The following is a 16,778-nucleotide window of genomic DNA, read 5'->3' on the forward strand; positions in this document are numbered from 1 at the left end:
CCCTCTCCCCCGGCAGAACGAAGACAGGACGTCTCACATTCTGGGAGGAAAACGCATGAGACTCAGACAGACAGCAACCGCGATGGCGCTTGCGCTGATCGCCTTCGGCTCGGCCCCGGCCTGGGCCGACATGGAGGCCGCCAAGGCCTTCCTCGACGCGGAGATCGGCGATCTCTCCACCCTCTCCCGCGCCGATCAAGAGGCCGAGATGCAGTGGTTCATCGACGCCGCCGCCCCCTTCGCCGGGATGGAGATCAAGGTGGTGTCGGAAACCATCACCACCCATGAATACGAAGCCAAGGTCCTCGCCCCGGCCTTCACCGCCATCACCGGCATCAAGGTCACCCATGACCTGATCGGCGAAGGCGATGTGGTGGAAAAGCTGCAGACGCAGATGCAGTCGGGCGAGAACATCTATGACGCCTATATCAACGACTCGGATCTGATCGGCACCCACTGGCGCTACCAGCAGGCCCGCAACCTGACCGACTGGATGGCCGGCGAAGGTGCCGCCGTCACCAACCCGAATATCGACATGGCCGATTTCATCGGCCTGAAATTCACCACCGGCCCGGATGGCAAGGTCTACCAGCTGCCCGACCAGCAATTCGCCAACCTCTACTGGTTCCGCTACGACTGGTTCAACGACCAGAAGACCAAGGACGACTTCAAGGCCAAGTATGGCTACGATCTCGGCGTCCCGCTGAACTGGTCGGCTTATGAGGATATCGCGGAATTCTTCACCGGCCGCGACATGTCCTATGCGGGCGGCCCGGCCACCGGCGTCTATGGCAACATGGACTACGGCAAGAAGGACCCGTCGCTGGGCTGGCGCTACACCGATGCCTGGATGTCCATGGCCGGCATGGGCGACGTGGGTGAACCCAACGGCCTTCCGGTCGATGAATGGGGCATCCGCGTGAACGAGAACTCGCAGCCCGTCGGCTCCTGCGTTGCCCGTGGCGGTGCCACGAACGACGCCGCCGCCGTCTATGCCGTGACCAAGGCCATCGACTGGCTGCAGCGCTTCTCCCCGCCCGAAGCACAGGGCATGACCTTCGGCGAGGCAGGCCCCGTCCCGGCACAGGGCAACATCGCCCAGCAGATGTTCTGGTACACTGCCTTCACCGCCGACATGGTCAAGCCCGGCCCCGTGATGAACGAGGATGGCACGCCGAAATGGCGCATGGCCCCCTCGCCGCATGGCGCCTACTGGCAGGAGGGCATGAAGGTCGGCTATCAGGACGCCGGCTCCTGGACGCTGATGAAGTCCACCCCCGTCGACCGCGCACAGGCCGCATGGCTCTATGCGCAGTTCGTCACCTCCAAGACCGTGGATGTGAAGAAGTCCCATGTGGGCCTCACCTTCATCCGTGAATCCACGATCCAGCACCAGTCCTTCACCGACCGCGCGCCGCAACTCGGCGGTCTGGTGGAATTCTACCGCTCGCCCGCCCGCGTCCAGTGGTCGCCCACCGGCACCAACGTGCCGGACTATCCGAAGCTGGCGCAGCTGTGGTGGCAGAACATCGGCGACGCCATGTCGGGGGCCAAGACCCCGCAGGAAGCGCTCGATGCCCTCTGCGAAGAGCAGGAAAAGGTGCTGGAGCGTCTGGAACGTGCCGGCGTGCAGGGCGACATCGGCCCGAAGATGAACGAACCGCAGGATCCGCAGGTCTGGATCGACGAACCCGGTTCGCCCGTCGGCAAGCTGGAGAACGAAAAGCCCGCAGGCGAAACGATCTCCTATGACGAGCTGATCAAGTCCTGGCAGCAGGGCTGATCCATCAAGGCGGGCGTCCCCAAGGACGCCCGCCCCTTCTTTCTGGCCGAGCCACTCCCCCGCGGACCGCGCGTCCCGCTTGCGCCGCTCCCTGCGCATGGGCGAGTGTCTCCGCCAGCAAGAAGAAACGGACCAAGGGGGACAACCCATGACCCATATCCTCGCCATCGACCAAGGCACCACCTCCTCCCGCGCCATCATCTTCGACGCGGGCCTCAAGGTCCGCGCAGTCGCACAAGAGGAATTCCCCCAGCACTACCCCGCCTCCGGCTGGGTGGAACATGACCCGTCGGACCTCTGGTCCACCGTCGCAGGCACCGCCCGCGCCGCCATCGAAAAGGCAGGGATAGGTGCCGACAGCATCGCCGCCATCGGCATCACCAACCAGCGCGAAACGACCCTGATCTGGGACCGCGCCACCGGCGAGCCCATCCACCGCGCCATCGTCTGGCAGGACCGCCGCACCGCCGACACCTGCGCCGCGCTCAAGGCGGCGGGCCATGAAGCCATGATCACCGCCCGCACGGGCCTGCTGCTCGACCCCTATTTCTCCGGCACCAAGATCAAGTGGCTGCTGGATCACGTCCCCGGCGCCCGCGCCCGCGCGGCCAAGGGCGAACTGGCCTTCGGCACCGTGGACACCTTCCTCATCTGGAAACTCACGGGCGGCAAGGTCCACGCCACCGACGCCACCAACGCCGCCCGCACGCTGATCTACAACATCGCGCGCGGCGAATGGGACGCCGACATCTGCGCGCTGCTCGACATCCCCATGTCGCTGCTGCCCGAGGTGAAGGACTGCGCCGCCGATTACGGCACCACCCGCCCCGACCTCTTCGGTCGCGCCATCCCCATCCTCGGCGTCGCGGGCGACCAGCAGGCCGCCACCGTCGGACAGGCCTGCTTTGCCCCCGGCATGATGAAATCCACCTACGGCACGGGCTGCTTCGCGCTCCTGAACACCGGCGCCGACATGGTCCCGTCGAAGAACCGCCTGCTCACCACCATCGCCTACCGGCTCGACGGGCGCACCACCTATGCCCTCGAAGGCTCCATCTTCATCGCGGGGGCCGTGGTCCAATGGCTCCGCGACGGGCTCAAGATCATCCGCGAGGCGAAGGAGACCCAACCCCTCGCCGCCTCTGCCGATCCGTCGCAGGACGTCGTCCTCGTCCCCGCCTTCACGGGCCTCGGCGCGCCCTATTGGCGCCCCGACTGCCGCGGCGCGGTTTATGGCCTGACCCGCAATTCCGGCCCCGCCGAACTCGCCAAGGCCGCCCTCGAAAGCGTCGGCTACCAGACCCGCGACCTCTTGGAGGCGATGCGCTCCGACTGGGGCGCCGCCGCCGACGGCATCCTGCGCGTGGACGGCGGGATGACCGCGTCGGACTGGGCCATGCAATTCCTCTCCGACATCCTCGGCGCGCCCGTCGATCGCCCCGTGGTGACGGAAACCACCGCGCTGGGTGCCGCCTATCTCGCAGGCCTCAAGGCAGGTCTCTGCCCCGCCCCCGACGAATTCCAGACATCATGGGCGCTGGAACGCCGCTTCACCCCGGCGATGGACGACCGCACCCGCAACGCGAAATACGCCCGCTGGGGCCGCGCCGTCGCCGCCACCATGACCGTCTGACCCCCTCCCCGACCCTCCCCCGCCCGCGGGGGAGGGAGAAGTCAGCCCACCCCGCCGCCACCTTCCCCCTCCCCCACCTTTGGGGGAGGGTCGGGGAGGGGGTCCACACCAGAATGAAACCGGAGCCCCCCATGCCCCCCTTCGCCATCGCCATGCCCCAGCGCATCCTCTTCGGCCGGGGCGAGGCGCAGAAGGCCCCCACCCTCCTCGCCCCCTTCGGCCCGCGCGGCCTGATCATCCACGGCGCCTCTGCCGCCCGCGCGCAATGGCTCCTCGACGCCCTCCACGCCGCAGGCATCGAAACCCTCGCCCTCCCCTGCCCGTCAGAACCCACCCTGCCGATGCTGGACGCAGCCCTCGCCCGGTCCCGCCCCTTCGCGCCCCTCTGGGTCGCGTCCCTCGGCGGCGGCGCGGCGCTCGACCTCGGCAAGGCGCTCGCCGCCCTCATCCCCGCCTCCACCCACCCGCTCGACCATCTGGAACTCGTGGGCAAAGGCCTCCCCCTCGCCGCCCCGCCCCTCCCCTTCATCGCCATCCCCACCACCGCAGGCACAGGGGCCGAGGCGACCAAGAACGCCGTCATCGGCCTCCCCGATCACGGCCGCAAGGTCAGCCTCCGCGACGACCGCATGCTCGCCCGCCTCGCCATCGTCGACCCGGCGCTGACCGACCACACCCCCCGCGCCACCACCCTCGCCTCCGGCCTCGACGCCATCACGCAGGTCATCGAACCCTACGTCTCGTCCAAGGCCACCCCCTTCACCGACGCCCTCACCGCCCCCGCCATCCCGCGGGGCCTCGCGGCCCTCAAACGCCTGATGGAAGCGGAAGACCCCGACGCCCGCGACGCCCTCGCCCACACCTCCCTGACGGGCGGCATCGCGCTCGCCAATGCAGGCCTCGGCGCCGTCCACGGCCTCGCCGGCGTCATCGGCGGCCTCACCCCCGCCCCCCATGGCGCGATCTGCGGCGCGCTCCTCGCCCCCATCCTCCGCCTCAACCGCGCGCAGGCCACGGGCGAAACCGCCCGCCGCCTCGACACCGTCTTCCACCACATCGCGCAAACCTTCGGCGGCACGCCGGACACCGCCCCCGAAACCCTCGCCCGCTGGGCGCGCGCCTCCGGCCTGCCCGGCCTCACCGCCCAGGGTCTCCCTGCCTCACTCCACGAAGAAACGGCCCAGGCCGCCCTCGTCTCCTCCTCGATGAAGGGCAACCCCGTCCCGCTCACCGCGCAAGACCTCACCGCCGCCCTGCGCTCCGCAGCCTGACCCGCCCCTTCGTCCCGGCCCAAATACCCCGGGGTCCGGGGCAGCACCCCGACGCTCGCCACCTGCAGGACCACCCTCTCCCTCCCCCTTCTTCAGGGGGAGGGTCGGGGAGGGGGTCGCCTCTCAGAAACCCCGTCCCTGCGACCAGCGCCAGGCATCGCGGATCATCGCGTCCAGTCCCCGCTCCGGCGCCCAGCCCAACTCCTCGCGCGCCCGCGCCGATCCGCAGACCAGCGCCGCCGCATCGCCCGCGCGCCGCGCGCCCTCGACAATGGGCACGGCGCGGTTCGTCACCACCCGCGCATGGTCGATCACCTCGCGCACCGAATAGCCCGTCCCCGTCCCAAGGCAGAAGACCCGGCTCCCCCGCCCGTCCTGCAACCAGCGCAATCCCCGCACATGGGCCTCGGCCAGATCCGTCACATGCACGTAATCCCGCAGGCAGGTGCCATCCGCCGTCGCATAATCCGACCCGAACACCGTCAGCGCCGCGCGCTTGCCCTCCACCGCATCCAGCATCAGGGGGATCAGATGCGTCTCCGGCTCATGCCTTTCCCCCACCTCGCCCTCCGGGTCCGCCCCCGCCACGTTGAAATAGCGGAAGATCACCGATTGCAGCCCATGGCTCGCCCCGAAATTCCCCAGCATCTGCTCGATCGCCAGTTTCGACGCGCCATAGGCATTGATCGGGCGCTGCGGCGTCTCCTCGTCCAGCACGACACCATCCTGATCGCCATAGGTCGCGCAGGTGGAGGAAAAGACGAACCGCCCCACCCCTTCCGCCAGACAGGCCTCGATCAGGTTCAGCGCGCCGCCCACATTCACCCGCCAGTATCGCCCGGGATCGGTCATGGAGTCCCCCACCAGCGACAGCGCCGCAAAATGCATCACCGCCACCGGCTTCCAGCGCGCAAGCGCCGCCCTGATCGCGGCCGCGTCCATCAGATCGCCCCGCTCCAGCGGCCCGAACTTCACCGCCGCTTCCCAACCGGTGCTGAGATTGTCGAAACAGACCGGCACATAGCCCGCCCGTGCCAACGCCTTGCAGGCATGCGCCCCGATATACCCTGCCCCACCCGTCACCAACACATGTTCCGGCACGTCCCGTCACTCCCGCACAATCTTCCGCCCGGATGCTAGCCAAGCGCGGCCCGGATGGTAAGGCCCGCCCGCGCTTTTTCCGCGCGCCCCCCCGCCCCGGCCACCGTGCGGCGCGTTTCCCCCGCCTTCATCCCTTCGCCCCAGCCTGCCCTGTGATCACCCATGGCCAAAGGTTGCACGATGCCGGACGATACCCCCCTCCTCTCCCTTCCCCTGCTTCAGCCCGCACAGGCCCAGAAGCACGTCACCCATAACGAGGCGCTGCGCCTCCTCGACCTGCTGACGCAGCTTGCCGTGGCGGATCGCAGCCGCACTACCCCCCCGCCGCTTCCCGCCGAAGGCGACCGGCACCTCGTCGCCGCCCCCGCCAGCGGGGCCTGGCAAGGGCAAGAGGGCCGGATCGCCGCCTTCTGGGATGGGACTTGGGTCTTCCTCGCCCCGCGTCCGGGCTGGCAACTCTGGGTCGTGGCCGAAAACACCGCCCTTGCCTTCAACGGCACCGGCTGGGTCGCGCCCGCCCAGACGCCCGAAACCCTGCCCCGGCTCGGCATTTCGGCCACGGCGGATACGGTGAACCGGCTTGCCGTCGCCTCCCCCGCCACGCTCTTCAATCACGCGGGCCAGGGTCATCAGCTCAAGATCAACAAGGCCGCTCCGGCCCAGACGGCCAGCCTGCTGTTCCAGACCGCCTTCTCCGGCCGCGCCGAGATGGGCCTTGCCGGCTCGGATGCCTTCGCCATCCGCGTCAGCGCCAATGGCACCACCTTCACCACCGCGCTTTCCGTCGATCCCGCCACGGGCCAGACCAGCTTTCCCGCCCCGGCCATCCTGTCGCCCCTGGCCGCCGATCCGGCCAGCCCGGGCAATGGCACGATCTGGCATCACGGATCTGACGCGCATCTGCGCGCCCGGCTGGGCGGGCGCAGCGTGATCCTTGACGGCCAGCAATGCGTGCCCTGCCTGGTCCCGCCCGCGGGCGAACTGGTGCAATCCACCGTCGGCACGGGCGGGGCGGCCACGGTCAATGTCGCGGGTGCCGCGAACCGGATCGACATCTTTCCCTTCCTGCCGCGCGCCGATCTGGGCGTCGATGCCCTCCTCCTCAACTGCACCACGGCGCAGCCGGGCGCGCAGGCCCGCCTGCTGGTCTATTCCGCCGATGCCCAGGGCCGGCCCGCGGCGCGGCTGCATCAGACGGGCCTCATCGACCTGTCCGATACGGGCGCAAAGACCGCCGCCCTCACCCTCACGCTGCCGCAGGGGGTGACGGTCTGGCTCGGCCTGCACCATTCCGCCAATGCCACGGTCTCGGCCTGGCCCGGTTCCGCCTCGCCCGACCTGAACGGCGGCACCCTGCCAGCCACCACCGCGCGCAAGGCGCTGCGCCGCTTCGTGGATTTCGCCGATGGCGGCCCGGTCACCTGGGGCTACACCGCCGCGGAAATCGTGGGGGGCAACGTCCCCGCGATCTGGCTTCGCATGGCCTGACACCCCCCGCACCCGCCCCTGCCCCCAAGGGGGCAGGGGCAACCCGCATCACCCGCGGCGTTTGACAGGGCGAATCGCCCTGCCCTAAACAGGCAGCAGCGACCGATGTTCGGCCAACGGGTGAAGAGTCATGAAGATTGCGATGATCGGGACAGGCTATGTCGGCCTCGTCTCGGGGGTGTGTTTCTCGGATTTCGGCCATGACGTGATCTGCGTCGACAAGGATCCCGCCAAGATCGACCGCCTCCGCGCGGGCGAGATCCCGATCTTCGAACCCGGCCTGCAGGACCTGATGGCCAAGAACGTGGCCGCAGGCCGCCTCTCCTTCTCCCTCGATCTGGCCGAGGCGGTGGCCGGGGCCGATGCCGTCTTCATCGCCGTGGGCACGCCCACGCGCCGCGGCGACGGCCATGCCGACCTGCGCTATGTCATGGCCGCGGCCGAGGAAATCGGCCGCGCCCTCACCGGCCATGCCGTCATCGTCACCAAATCCACCGTCCCCGTCGGCACCAACCGCAAGGTGGCCGAGGCCGTCCGCGCCTCCAGCCCCGATGCCGATTTCGACATCGCCTCCAACCCCGAATTCCTGCGCGAAGGCGCGGCCATCGACGATTTCATGCGCCCCGACCGCGTGGTGGTGGGGATCGAGAATGACCGCGCCAAGAAGGTCATGTCCGATATCTACCGCCCGCTCTTCCTGCGCGACTTTCCCATCGTCTTCACCGACCTCGAGTCAGCCGAGATGATCAAATACGCCGCCAACGCCTTCCTCGCGACCAAGATCACCTTCATCAACGAAATCGCAGCACTCTGCGAACGCGTGGGGGCGGATATCAAGTCCGTCTCAAAGGGCATCGGCCTCGATGGCCGGATCGGCAACAAGTTCCTCCATGCAGGCCCCGGCTATGGCGGATCGTGCTTTCCCAAGGATACCAAGGCGCTCGCCCGCATCGGGCAGGAACATGCCGTGCCCATGCAGATCGTGGAAACCGTCATCAAGGTGAACGATCAGGTCAAGCAGCGCATGCTCGACAAGATCGTCGACCTTCTCGATGGCAGCATCAACGGCAAGACGGTGGGCATCCTCGGCGTCACCTTCAAGCCCAATACCGATGACATGCGCGATGCGCCCTCGCTCACCATCGTGCCCGCGCTGGTGGGGGCCGGGGCCAAGGTCCGCGTCATGGATCCCCAGGGCCAGCACGAGGGCGAGGCGCTGCTCCCCCATGTCCGCTGGGTGGAAAACGCCTATCACGCCGCGCAGGCCGCCGATGTGCTGGTGATCCTGACGGAATGGAACGAATTCCGCGCGCTCGATCTGGCGAAACTCGCGCGCAAGATGAACACCCCCCGCATGGCCGACCTGCGCAACATCTACAACCGCGAAGACGTGCTGGCGGCGGGTTTCGAAACCTATGTGGGCGTCGGGCGGTAAGGCAAAAGGCCCGGGCGCGCGCGCGCGCGCCCAATCCCGAACCCTCCCCCCGCGCCCCATCTCTGCAAGGACAGGGGGGTGCGGGGGGACGACCGTCCCCCCGCTGCAACGCAAAAAGCCCGGACGCCGGGTCCGGGCCTTCCAGGGCAGGGTGCAAGGGGCGGATCAGACCACCCGCTCCACCATCATCTTCTTGATCTCGGCAATCGCCTTGGCGGGGTTCAGCCCCTTGGGGCAGGTCTTGGCGCAGTTCATGATCGTGTGGCAACGATACAGCTTGAACGGATCCTCAAGCTGGTCCAGCCGCTCCGGCGTCGCCTCGTCGCGGCTGTCGATGATCCAGCGATAGGCATGCAGCAGCGCCGCAGGCCCCAGATACTTGTCGCTGTTCCACCAGTAGCTCGGGCAGGACGTGCTGCAGGACGCGCACATCACGCATTCATAAAGCCCGTCCAGCTTCTTCCGATCCTCGATCGACTGCCGCCACTCCTTGGCCGGGCGGTTCGTCTTCGTCTCCAGCCAGGGCATGATGGACGCATGCTGGGCGTAGAAATGCGTCAGGTCCGGGATCAGGTCCTTGATCACCGGCATATGCGGCAGGGGATAGATCTTCACATCCCCCTTCACCTCATCCAGCCCATAGATGCAGGCCAGCGTATTGATCCCGTCGATGTTCATCGCGCAAGACCCACAGATCCCCTCGCGGCAGGACCGGCGGAAGGTCAGCGTCGGGTCGATCTCGTTCTTGATCTTGATCAGCGCGTCCAGAACCATCGGCCCGCAGGTATCCATATCCACGAAATAGGTATCCACCCGCGGATTTTCCCCGTCATCGGGGTTCCAGCGATAGATCTGGAACTTCCGCACATTCTTCCCCGCAGGCTTCGGCCATGTCTTGCCGGTGCGGACCTTGCTGTTCTTGGGAAGCGTGAACTGAACCATTTCCTATCCCCTCCATTCCGGGAACGAATAAAGCGGCCGCGTCGGCGGCTCGCCCGATTTCTGATAGACACAGGCGTCGAAGACCGCCGAAGGATCGCGCCCCATGATGTAATCGGACGAGATCTGCAGCTTCAGCCCCGCCTTCGCATCGCCACTCGATGTCGCCCCGACGCTGACCATCCCGCGCGGCTTTGCCGCCAGACGCGCCCGGTCAAGGCATTGCTGCTCCGCCCGGTCCACCGGGATCGGCCCGCAGGCCGCCAGCATCGCCACCGGGATCAGCCACAGCCCCCGCATCATGCCCCCAGCGCCACGCCAGCGGCGGCGAGGCAGGATTGCGTCTCGCTCCGCGCCACGATCGCCCAGACCACAGCCTCGGTCGAGGTGCCTGCATAGACACCCACATCCCGCGCAAGGCTCTGCACCTCGGCGGCGCTGGCATTCTGCACCACGCAGCGCGTCGCCGCATCGGCCTGTGGCCCGGTCAGGCGGTTGTCCACAATGGGCCGCACCACGGTTTCCGCCGTGCGGCGGCCGATCTTGTCGGCCATATCCTGCGGCGAACAGGCGGCAAGGGTCAGGGGCACAAGGGCAAGCATCAGGGCGGCGCGCATGGGGAAAACTCCGGTTGCAGACGATGCCTGCATCCTGCCACGCCCCGGCAGTGCCGCGCAGCCCCGCCGCGCCATGGCGCGACCGGGGCGGCGCATCCCCGCCGATGCAAGCCCGTTCCCCATCAGAACTTCCGCTCCGCAGGCGCGATCTTCTTCAGGCTGATCCCGCCTTCCGCTTCCGTGGTCAGCGGGTCCACATGCACGCCGCGATAGCCCAGCGTGACCTTGTTCCCCTCGACCCATGCCAGCGAATGCTTGCGCCAGTTGGCATCGTCGCGGTTCGGGTAATCCTCATGGGCATGCGCCCCCCGGCTCTCCGTCCGCGCATGCGCGCCATAGATCGTGGCCAGCGCATTCGGCATCAGGTTCGCCAGTTCCAGCGTCTCCATAAGGTCGGAGTTCCAGACCAACGACCGATCCGTGACCTTCAGATCGCCCATCTTCCCGGCAATCGCCGTCATCTTCCGCTCGCCCTCGGCCAGCGTCGCCTCGGCCCGGAACACGGCAGCGTCGGACTGCATGGTCTTCTGCATCTCCAACCGCAGCTCCGCCGTCGGCACCGCGCCATTGGCATGCCGCATCGCATCGAACCGCGTCAGCGCCTTGTCCACTTCCGTCCGGTTCACCGGCGCGACGGGGGCCTTCGGATCCACGATCTGCCCCGCCCGGATCGCCGCAGCCCGCCCGAACACCACAAGGTCGATCAGACTGTTCGACCCCAGCCGGTTCGCCCCATGCACCGAGGCACAGCCCGCCTCGCCCACGGCCATCAGACCGGGGAAGACCGCATCGGGGTTATCGGCGGTGGGGTTCAACACCTCGCCCCAATAATTCGTGGGAATCCCGCCCATGTTGTAATGCACGGTGGGCAGGACCGGGATCGGCTCCTTCGTCAGGTCCACGCCCGCAAAGATGCGCGCCGATTCCGAAATCCCCGGCAGCCGCAGCTCCAGCGTCTCTTTCGGCAGGTGGTTCAGGTGCAAATGGATATGGTCGCCATTGGCACCAACCCCACGCCCCTCGCGGATTTCCAGCGTCATGCAGCGGCTGACATAATCGCGCGGCGCCAGATCCTTGTAATGCGGCGCATAGCGCTCCATGAACCGCTCGCCATTGGCGTTGGTCAGATAGCCACCCTCGCCCCGCGCGCCTTCGGTAATCAGGCAGCCGGAGCCATAGATGCCGGTCGGATGGAACTGCACGAATTCCATATCCTGCAGCGGCAGGCCAGCCCGCGCCACCATCCCGCCGCCATCCCCGGTGCAGGTATGGGCAGAGGTCGCGCTGAAATAGGCCCGCCCGTAACCGCCCGTCGCCAGCACCACCATCTTCGCGTTGAAGACATGGATCGTGCCATCATCCAGCTTCCACGCCACGACGCCCGTGCAGGCCCCATCCGTGATGATCAGGTCCAGCGCGAAATATTCGATGAAGAATTCCGCGTTGTTCTTCAGGCTCTGACCATAAAGTGTGTGCAGGATCGCATGCCCCGTCCGGTCCGCCGCCGCACAGGTGCGCTGCACAGGCGGCCCCTCGCCGAACTCCGTCGTATGCCCGCCAAAGGGGCGCTGATAGATCTTGCCCTCTTCCGTCCGGGAAAACGGCACCCCGTAATGCTCCAGCTCATAGACCGCCTTCGGGGCCTCGCGCGCCAGATACTCCATCGCATCCGTGTCGCCCAGCCAGTCCGACCCCTTCACGGTGTCATACATGTGCCACTGCCACGAATCCGGCCCCATATTCCCAAGGCTGGCGGCAATGCCGCCCTGCGCCGCCACCGTATGGCTCCGCGTCGGGAAAACCTTCGTCACGCAGGCCGTGCGCAGCCCCTGCTCCGCCATGCCCAGCGTCGCGCGCAGACCCGCGCCGCCCGCCCCCACCACGACCACGTCATAGTCATGCACTTCATACGGATAAGCCGTCATCTCAGCCCCAGTTCTCAAAGCGCGATGCGGACAAGGGCATAGAACCCCGTCGCCATCACCACGTAGGAAAGCGAAATCGCCGCGATCACGAGGGCCTTCTTCGTATGCCCCCGCGCATAATCCTCGATCATCATCTGCGCGCCCTTGGCGAAGTGGCGCATCGACACGAACAGCACCAGCCCCGTCACGATCGCCGGAAATGGCCGCGCGAATGTGGCCATCACCGCCTCATGCCCCTGCCCCAGGGCGCTGCCGAAGATGTAAACCCAGACGGGCAGCAGGAAGGCCAGCGCCACCGCGCTCACCTGCATGTACCAGTGATGCTCGGTCCCGCTATGCCCCGCGCCCTTGCCCACGGCGCGCTTGCGGTCGGTCAGATAACGCATCCTCCGCCCCCCCCTTACACGATGACGATGGTAAGGACGGTCAGCACGACCGATCCGATGATGCAGGCCCAGCCCAGCTTTTCCGCCGTCGGGATGTCCAGCCCGCGGCCCGCATCGTAAATCAGGTGCCGGATGCCAGCCAGATAGTGATACCACAGCGCCCAGGCCGACAGCGTGAAGACCAGATCGCCGAACCAGCTCGTCGCCACCGCATCCGCCACCGCGAAATATTCGGGCGACACCGCCGCCGACAGCAGCCACCACACCGCCAGCATCGTCCCCACGATCAGCCCGTTCCCCGTGATCCGCGTCAGGATCGACGTCAGCATGGGCAACTGCCACCGATAAATCTGCAAGTGCGGAGAAAGGGGCCGTTCGACCCGCTTCACATCAGCCATCTCGGTTCCCTTCGTCGCTGGCTTGCCCGTCCAGTCGGACCGGCGGGCGCGCGTTCTTGGCTTATGACGTGTTTGAATAGCGGATTTTAGCGGCAAGTCACGCTCTACGATGCCGCAGGCGCAGCATGTTGGCGCTAAAATGACTAAAAACTTCGCTTTGTGATCACGCCCGGAAAATTTGTGATCACGCTTCCGTCACTCAGCCGGATAGGTGGATTCGATATAGGCCGCCATCTCGCTGCACATGGTGATCATCTTCGCCTCCGGGTCATAGAAGGCATTCGCCTCTTCGCAGGCGGCCACCTGCACGCCCACCGGTTCCGGCAGGGTCCAGATCGAATTCAGATAGTCCACCTCTTCCAGGATCGCCGCCGAAACGAAATCCCCGGGCGCGGCCTCGCCCTGCCAGACCAGGCTTTCCCCCGGCCCCGCCGCCTCCAGCTCATCCAGGAACACGCCCCAAGAGGCAGCGGCCAGATCGAATTCGTCCGGGCAGGTCGCGGCGCGATCCTCGGGCAGGCCGAAATCAATCGCCAGCGCCTCGCGCTCGTCCGGTGCGCCGCCGTAATACAGGCAAAGATAGGTGAAATAGCGCCGCTCATCCGGCGAATGCACGCCCCAGAAGGCGGGCTCATAGCCCGCCTGCGCCGATTCCACCGCGCTCGCCGCCCAGAAACTCGCCGCCGCTGCCACCTTCGCTTCCGAGGATTCGGCATCCCAGATGCGGTCGATCATCACCACCGACAGCACATCCGCCGCGTCTTCTTCCAGCCCCAGAACCGGCAACTGCATCACGTCGATCAGCGCATGGCCCAGTTCGTGGTAAAAGATCGCCAGCATCACGTCGCGGACATGCCATTCCGCATCGGTCAGCTCCAGTTCCTCACCGGCCAGCGCTTCGCCTGCCCCGCCCTCCGCCGGACCCTTGTAGCCAAGACCCTCTGCCGCCGCCCCGAAGGCCAGCGAAAGGAAAACAAGCAGGGCACCGATCACACGCGACATGGCCCATATCATGCCGAAAGAAATCCGCCGATCAAGCCCGATCTTGTGATCACAAATCACATCGGCACCAGCGCCCAGCAATCCAGATCCAGCAGAACCTCGGGCAGGTATTTCCCGTCCTCGCCCTTCAGGGCGAAAGGCGCGGCCCCGTCCTTCACCGCCACCAGCCGCAACCGCAAGGCCCCCACACCGGGCGCCCCCGTCTCGGCCTTGTCCAGCACTTCCGACCACGCCCGCACCGTATCCCCGGCAAAGCAGGGGTTCGCATGCGCCCCCGCATTCAGCGCCACGATCATCTGCGCATTGGCCAGCCCGTTGAAACTCAACGCCCGCGCCAGCGAAATCACATGGCCCCCATAGATCAACCGCCGCCCATCCGCGCGCTGGGTCACGTCGAAATGCACCTTGCTGGTGTTCTGCCACAGCCGCGTCGCCAGCAGGTGATCGGCTTCCTCCACCGTCACCCCATCCACATGGTCGATCCTCTCGCCGACCGTGTAATCCCCCCAGCGATGCCGCTCTCCCGCCAGCGCGAAATCATAGCGCGAAAAGTCGAGGCCATCCGGCACCACCAGCGCCTCGGGCGCGACCACCGGCGACAGCACCGGCACCACCGCCTCGGGCGCGGGCGCGTCCAGACGCGCCTTCTTCACCATCACCCAGCGGACATAGTCCAGCACCGCCTCGCCCCGCTGGTTGATGCCCCTCGTCCGCACATAGACGACACCCGACTTGCCGTTGGAATTCTCCTTCAGCCCGATCACGGTCGATTCCGACCGCAGCGTATCGCCGGGCCAGACCGGGGCCAGCCAGCGCCCCTCGGCATAGCCCAGATTGGCCACCGCGTTCAGGCTGATATCGGGAACGGTCTTTCCAAAGACCACATGGAAGGCGATCAGGTCATCCACCGGCGCGGCAGGCAACCCGCAGCCCCGCGCGAATTCATCCGATGAATAAAGCGCCCCGCGCGCCGGATAAAGCGCATGGTACAGCGCCCGCTCCCCGCCCGAAACCGTGCGCGGCACGGCATGGGTGATCGTCTCGCCCAAGCGGTAATCCTCGAAGAACCGCCCCGGATTGGTCTTCATCGCCGTCTCTCCTGCAAGTGGCCCGAAGGCCACCCCTATTGCTCGCCCAGTTTCACCTCCGGGCTATAGTCGCCCGGCACTTCCTTCACCACCGCCTGCCCGCAGCGCATCACACCGCGCGCGGCGTCGAAGGCATAGCTGGGGGAACCATGCAGTTCCCACCCCTTGTTCAACGCCGCCGTCACCTTGTGACAGAAGGCCGAGGTGTCATCCTCCGACAGGAACCGATAAAGCTTCATGCCCGCCTCCCCCGATCAGCCCCAGGGCTGATAGCCCAGCCAGTTGTGGATCAGCATGATCACGACCGTCACGATCACCGTCCCCAGGATGGCCTTCACCTCTGCCCCGGGCTTCGCCACAGGCGGCACCCAATCCCTTTGCGCCCGGTTGATCACGATCACCGAAACCACGGCCCAGGCCAGCAGCCCGCCGAACAGCACGACCGACGGCAGATCGCCATTCACCAGCAGATGCGCCAGCGCCCAGACCTTCACCGCCGTCAATTGCGGATGCCGGATGCGCCGCGCCAGCGCGGCCCGCGTGCCGGACACCGCATAAAGATAGACGGCAAAGACCATCAGCAGGTTGTTGATCCCCACCAGCGCGGGGTTGCGCCCCCACCAGACATCCGCCGTCTCCTTCGCCGCGCCATAGCCGAAATACATCAGCACGACCGAGGCAAGGATCGCCACCGCCGCGACGCCCTTCCCGGCATTGCCCATCCGCGCCCGCGCCTCCGGCGCCACGCGCTTGAACAGATGCGCCGCCCACCACAGCGCCAAACCAAGGATCAACAGGGTCATCGCTCACACCTCCCGGCAATTGACGCCGCGCAGCCTGCCCTCAATCGGCCCCGACCGCAATTCGCTGTGCGTCAATCGCCGCGGCCTTGGCCAGCACCGCCTGCGCCGTCACCACATGCAGGTTCTCCACGATCCGCCCGTCCAGCACCGCCACGCCCTGCCCCTCGGCCTGCGCCGCGTTGAAGGCCGCGATCTGCCGCCGCGCCAGATCGACCTCTTCCGCGCTCGGCGCAAAGGCCGCGTTGCAGATCTCCAGCTGCGCCGGATGGATCAGCGTCTTGCCGTCAAATCCCATGTCGCGCCCCTGTGCGCATTCCGCGGCCAGCCCCGCCTCGTCCTTGAAGGCGTTATAGACCCCGTCCACGATCACACGGCCATGGGCCCGCGCCGCCAGCAGGCACAGCCCCAGCCCCGCCTGCAACGGCAGGCGATCCGCCCGGAACCGGCAGCCCAGTTCCTTGGCCAGATCGTTGGTCCCCATGACCATCCCCTCCAGCCGCCCATGCCCGGCAATCGCCGCCGCATTCAGCATCCCCGCCGCCGTCTCCATCATCGCCCAAAGCGGCTTTGCCCCCGCCACCGCCGCCACGGCATCCAGATCGGCCGGCCCGTTCACCTTGGGCACCAGCACCGCATCCGCGCCCGCATGCCCGGCAAAGGCCGCCGCATCCGCCCGCCCCCATTCCGTGTCGAACCCGTTGATCCGCACGATCCGGTAGCGCGGCGCGTAATCCACTTCCTCCAGGAACCGCGCCAGCGTCTCGCGCGCCGCCGCCTTCTCATCCGGGGCGACGGCATCCTCCAGATCGAAGATGATCGCATCCGCCGCCAGCTCGCGCGCCTTCTCCAGCGCCCGCGCCTTCGAACCCGGGATATACAGCACCGAACGGAAAGGTCGCGTCATCTGAG

The 16,778-nt window shown here is 67.1% G+C and carries 18 protein-coding genes; 5 read left to right on the forward strand and 13 right to left on the reverse strand.

Annotation, left to right across the window (positions count from 1 at the left end; genetic code table 11):
* Positions 1 to 55 precede the first annotated feature (55 nt).
* The 3 genes from G5V65_RS14870 to G5V65_RS14880 all read left to right on the forward strand — a co-directional run bounded on the left by G5V65_RS14870 (position 56) and on the right by G5V65_RS14880 (position 4,687).
* Positions 56 to 1,783 (forward strand): ABC transporter substrate-binding protein, encoded by a 1,728-nt coding sequence (locus tag G5V65_RS14870; protein WP_165051565.1) that lies wholly within the window; start codon positions 56 to 58, stop codon positions 1,781 to 1,783.
* A gap of 148 nt (positions 1,784 to 1,931) precedes the next feature.
* Entirely contained in the window at positions 1,932 to 3,416 is a 1,485-nt protein-coding gene (gene glpK / locus G5V65_RS14875; RefSeq protein WP_165051568.1) for a glycerol kinase GlpK, read from the forward strand.
* A 131-nt stretch (positions 3,417 to 3,547) separates the two neighbouring features.
* On the forward strand, positions 3,548 to 4,687 hold the full coding sequence (locus G5V65_RS14880; protein ID WP_165051570.1) for an iron-containing alcohol dehydrogenase: 1,140 nt from the start codon (positions 3,548 to 3,550) through the stop codon (positions 4,685 to 4,687).
* Positions 4,688 to 4,810: 123 nt separating this feature from the next.
* On the opposite strand, the gene galE is transcribed toward G5V65_RS14880, so the two are convergent.
* Together galE and G5V65_RS22720 are read right to left on the reverse strand one after the other, a co-directional pair.
* Positions 4,811 to 5,788, reverse strand: coding sequence for a UDP-glucose 4-epimerase GalE (gene galE / locus G5V65_RS14885; RefSeq protein WP_165051572.1), 978 nt, complete (start codon positions 5,786 to 5,788; stop codon positions 4,811 to 4,813).
* A 35-nt stretch (positions 5,789 to 5,823) separates the two neighbouring features.
* Complete coding sequence (locus G5V65_RS22720) at positions 5,824 to 5,952, reverse strand: hypothetical protein (RefSeq protein WP_277602961.1); 129 nt, start codon at positions 5,950 to 5,952, stop codon at positions 5,824 to 5,826.
* A 16-nt stretch (positions 5,953 to 5,968) separates the two neighbouring features.
* Between G5V65_RS22720 and G5V65_RS14890 the strand changes: the two genes are divergently transcribed.
* Together G5V65_RS14890 and G5V65_RS14895 are read left to right on the forward strand one after the other, a co-directional pair.
* Positions 5,969 to 7,276: a DUF2793 domain-containing protein gene (locus G5V65_RS14890; protein WP_165051575.1), complete on the forward strand. Its 1,308-nt coding sequence runs from the start codon at positions 5,969 to 5,971 to the stop codon at positions 7,274 to 7,276.
* Between the two features lie 130 nt (positions 7,277 to 7,406).
* Positions 7,407 to 8,711 (forward strand): UDP-glucose dehydrogenase family protein, encoded by a 1,305-nt coding sequence (locus G5V65_RS14895; protein ID WP_165051577.1) that lies wholly within the window; start codon positions 7,407 to 7,409, stop codon positions 8,709 to 8,711.
* A 165-nt stretch (positions 8,712 to 8,876) separates the two neighbouring features.
* Here G5V65_RS14895 and G5V65_RS14900 read toward each other — a convergent pair whose 3' ends face one another.
* From G5V65_RS14900 to G5V65_RS14950, 11 genes are all read right to left on the reverse strand, one after another.
* A complete protein-coding gene (locus tag G5V65_RS14900) occupies positions 8,877 to 9,653 on the reverse strand; it encodes a succinate dehydrogenase iron-sulfur subunit (RefSeq protein ID WP_165051579.1) in 777 nt (258 codons plus the stop codon).
* Between the two features lie 3 nt (positions 9,654 to 9,656).
* The gene (locus G5V65_RS14905; RefSeq protein WP_241250586.1) at positions 9,657 to 9,953 is read right to left on the reverse strand and encodes a hypothetical protein; all 297 of its coding nucleotides are present in this window, start codon (positions 9,951 to 9,953) and stop codon (positions 9,657 to 9,659) included.
* Complete coding sequence (locus G5V65_RS14910; protein WP_241250587.1) at positions 9,950 to 10,390, reverse strand: hypothetical protein; 441 nt, start codon at positions 10,388 to 10,390, stop codon at positions 9,950 to 9,952. Before G5V65_RS14910 ends, G5V65_RS14905 begins: the two co-directional genes overlap by 4 nt.
* Complete coding sequence (gene sdhA / locus G5V65_RS14915; RefSeq protein WP_165051581.1) at positions 10,390 to 12,192, reverse strand: succinate dehydrogenase flavoprotein subunit; 1,803 nt, start codon at positions 12,190 to 12,192, stop codon at positions 10,390 to 10,392. Before sdhA ends, G5V65_RS14910 begins: the two co-directional genes overlap by 1 nt.
* A gap of 14 nt (positions 12,193 to 12,206) precedes the next feature.
* Positions 12,207 to 12,578 carry a succinate dehydrogenase, hydrophobic membrane anchor protein gene (gene sdhD, locus G5V65_RS14920; protein ID WP_165051583.1) on the reverse strand — a complete coding sequence of 124 codons (372 nt, stop codon included), beginning with the start codon at positions 12,576 to 12,578 and terminating at the stop codon, positions 12,207 to 12,209.
* A gap of 14 nt (positions 12,579 to 12,592) precedes the next feature.
* Positions 12,593 to 12,976 (reverse strand): succinate dehydrogenase, cytochrome b556 subunit, encoded by a 384-nt coding sequence (gene sdhC, locus G5V65_RS14925; protein WP_165051585.1) that lies wholly within the window; start codon positions 12,974 to 12,976, stop codon positions 12,593 to 12,595.
* Positions 12,977 to 13,171: 195 nt separating this feature from the next.
* Positions 13,172 to 13,978: a DUF4344 domain-containing metallopeptidase gene (locus tag G5V65_RS14930; protein ID WP_165051587.1), complete on the reverse strand. Its 807-nt coding sequence runs from the start codon at positions 13,976 to 13,978 to the stop codon at positions 13,172 to 13,174.
* Between the two features lie 56 nt (positions 13,979 to 14,034).
* On the reverse strand, positions 14,035 to 15,066 hold the full coding sequence (locus G5V65_RS14935) for a MaoC family dehydratase (RefSeq protein WP_165051589.1): 1,032 nt from the start codon (positions 15,064 to 15,066) through the stop codon (positions 14,035 to 14,037).
* Positions 15,067 to 15,101: 35 nt separating this feature from the next.
* Positions 15,102 to 15,305 (reverse strand): DUF1737 domain-containing protein, encoded by a 204-nt coding sequence (locus tag G5V65_RS14940; RefSeq protein ID WP_165051591.1) that lies wholly within the window; start codon positions 15,303 to 15,305, stop codon positions 15,102 to 15,104.
* A gap of 15 nt (positions 15,306 to 15,320) precedes the next feature.
* Positions 15,321 to 15,869: an NnrU family protein gene (locus G5V65_RS14945; RefSeq protein ID WP_165051593.1), complete on the reverse strand. Its 549-nt coding sequence runs from the start codon at positions 15,867 to 15,869 to the stop codon at positions 15,321 to 15,323.
* A gap of 40 nt (positions 15,870 to 15,909) precedes the next feature.
* Complete coding sequence (locus tag G5V65_RS14950; protein ID WP_165051596.1) at positions 15,910 to 16,773, reverse strand: HpcH/HpaI aldolase/citrate lyase family protein; 864 nt, start codon at positions 16,771 to 16,773, stop codon at positions 15,910 to 15,912.
* Between the last annotated feature and the right edge of the window lie 5 nt (positions 16,774 to 16,778).

It is taken from the genome of Paragemmobacter kunshanensis, from assembly GCF_011059185.1.
Lineage (GTDB): Bacteria > Pseudomonadota > Alphaproteobacteria > Rhodobacterales > Rhodobacteraceae > Paragemmobacter > Paragemmobacter kunshanensis.

Bases quoted from the DNA above. Each gene is read 5' to 3' on its own strand.
- G5V65_RS14895 (WP_165051577.1), top strand. From the start codon at position 7,407: ATGAAGATTGCGATGATCGGGACAGGCTATGTCGGCCTCGTCTCGGGG.
- G5V65_RS14930 (WP_165051587.1), bottom strand. From the start codon at position 13,978: ATGTCGCGTGTGATCGGTGCCCTGCTTGTTTTCCTTTCGCTGGCCTTC.
- sdhA (WP_165051581.1), bottom strand. From the start codon at position 12,192: ATGACGGCTTATCCGTATGAAGTGCATGACTATGACGTGGTCGTGGTG.
- G5V65_RS14950 (WP_165051596.1), bottom strand. From the start codon at position 16,773: ATGACGCGACCTTTCCGTTCGGTGCTGTATATCCCGGGTTCGAAGGCG.
- G5V65_RS14890 (WP_165051575.1), top strand. From the start codon at position 5,969: ATGCCGGACGATACCCCCCTCCTCTCCCTTCCCCTGCTTCAGCCCGCA.
- G5V65_RS14910 (WP_241250587.1), bottom strand. From the start codon at position 10,390: ATGGGGAACGGGCTTGCATCGGCGGGGATGCGCCGCCCCGGTCGCGCC.
- G5V65_RS14900 (WP_165051579.1), bottom strand. From the start codon at position 9,653: ATGGTTCAGTTCACGCTTCCCAAGAACAGCAAGGTCCGCACCGGCAAG.
- G5V65_RS14880 (WP_165051570.1), top strand. From the start codon at position 3,548: ATGCCCCCCTTCGCCATCGCCATGCCCCAGCGCATCCTCTTCGGCCGG.
- sdhD (WP_165051583.1), bottom strand. From the start codon at position 12,578: ATGCGTTATCTGACCGACCGCAAGCGCGCCGTGGGCAAGGGCGCGGGG.
- glpK (WP_165051568.1), top strand. From the start codon at position 1,932: ATGACCCATATCCTCGCCATCGACCAAGGCACCACCTCCTCCCGCGCC.
- sdhC (WP_165051585.1), bottom strand. From the start codon at position 12,976: ATGGCTGATGTGAAGCGGGTCGAACGGCCCCTTTCTCCGCACTTGCAG.
- G5V65_RS14870 (WP_165051565.1), top strand. From the start codon at position 56: ATGAGACTCAGACAGACAGCAACCGCGATGGCGCTTGCGCTGATCGCC.
- G5V65_RS14905 (WP_241250586.1), bottom strand. From the start codon at position 9,953: ATGATGCGGGGGCTGTGGCTGATCCCGGTGGCGATGCTGGCGGCCTGC.
- G5V65_RS22720 (WP_277602961.1), bottom strand. From the start codon at position 5,952: ATGGGTGATCACAGGGCAGGCTGGGGCGAAGGGATGAAGGCGGGGGAA.
- G5V65_RS14940 (WP_165051591.1), bottom strand. From the start codon at position 15,305: ATGAAGCTTTATCGGTTCCTGTCGGAGGATGACACCTCGGCCTTCTGT.
- G5V65_RS14945 (WP_165051593.1), bottom strand. From the start codon at position 15,869: ATGACCCTGTTGATCCTTGGTTTGGCGCTGTGGTGGGCGGCGCATCTG.
- G5V65_RS14935 (WP_165051589.1), bottom strand. From the start codon at position 15,066: ATGAAGACCAATCCGGGGCGGTTCTTCGAGGATTACCGCTTGGGCGAG.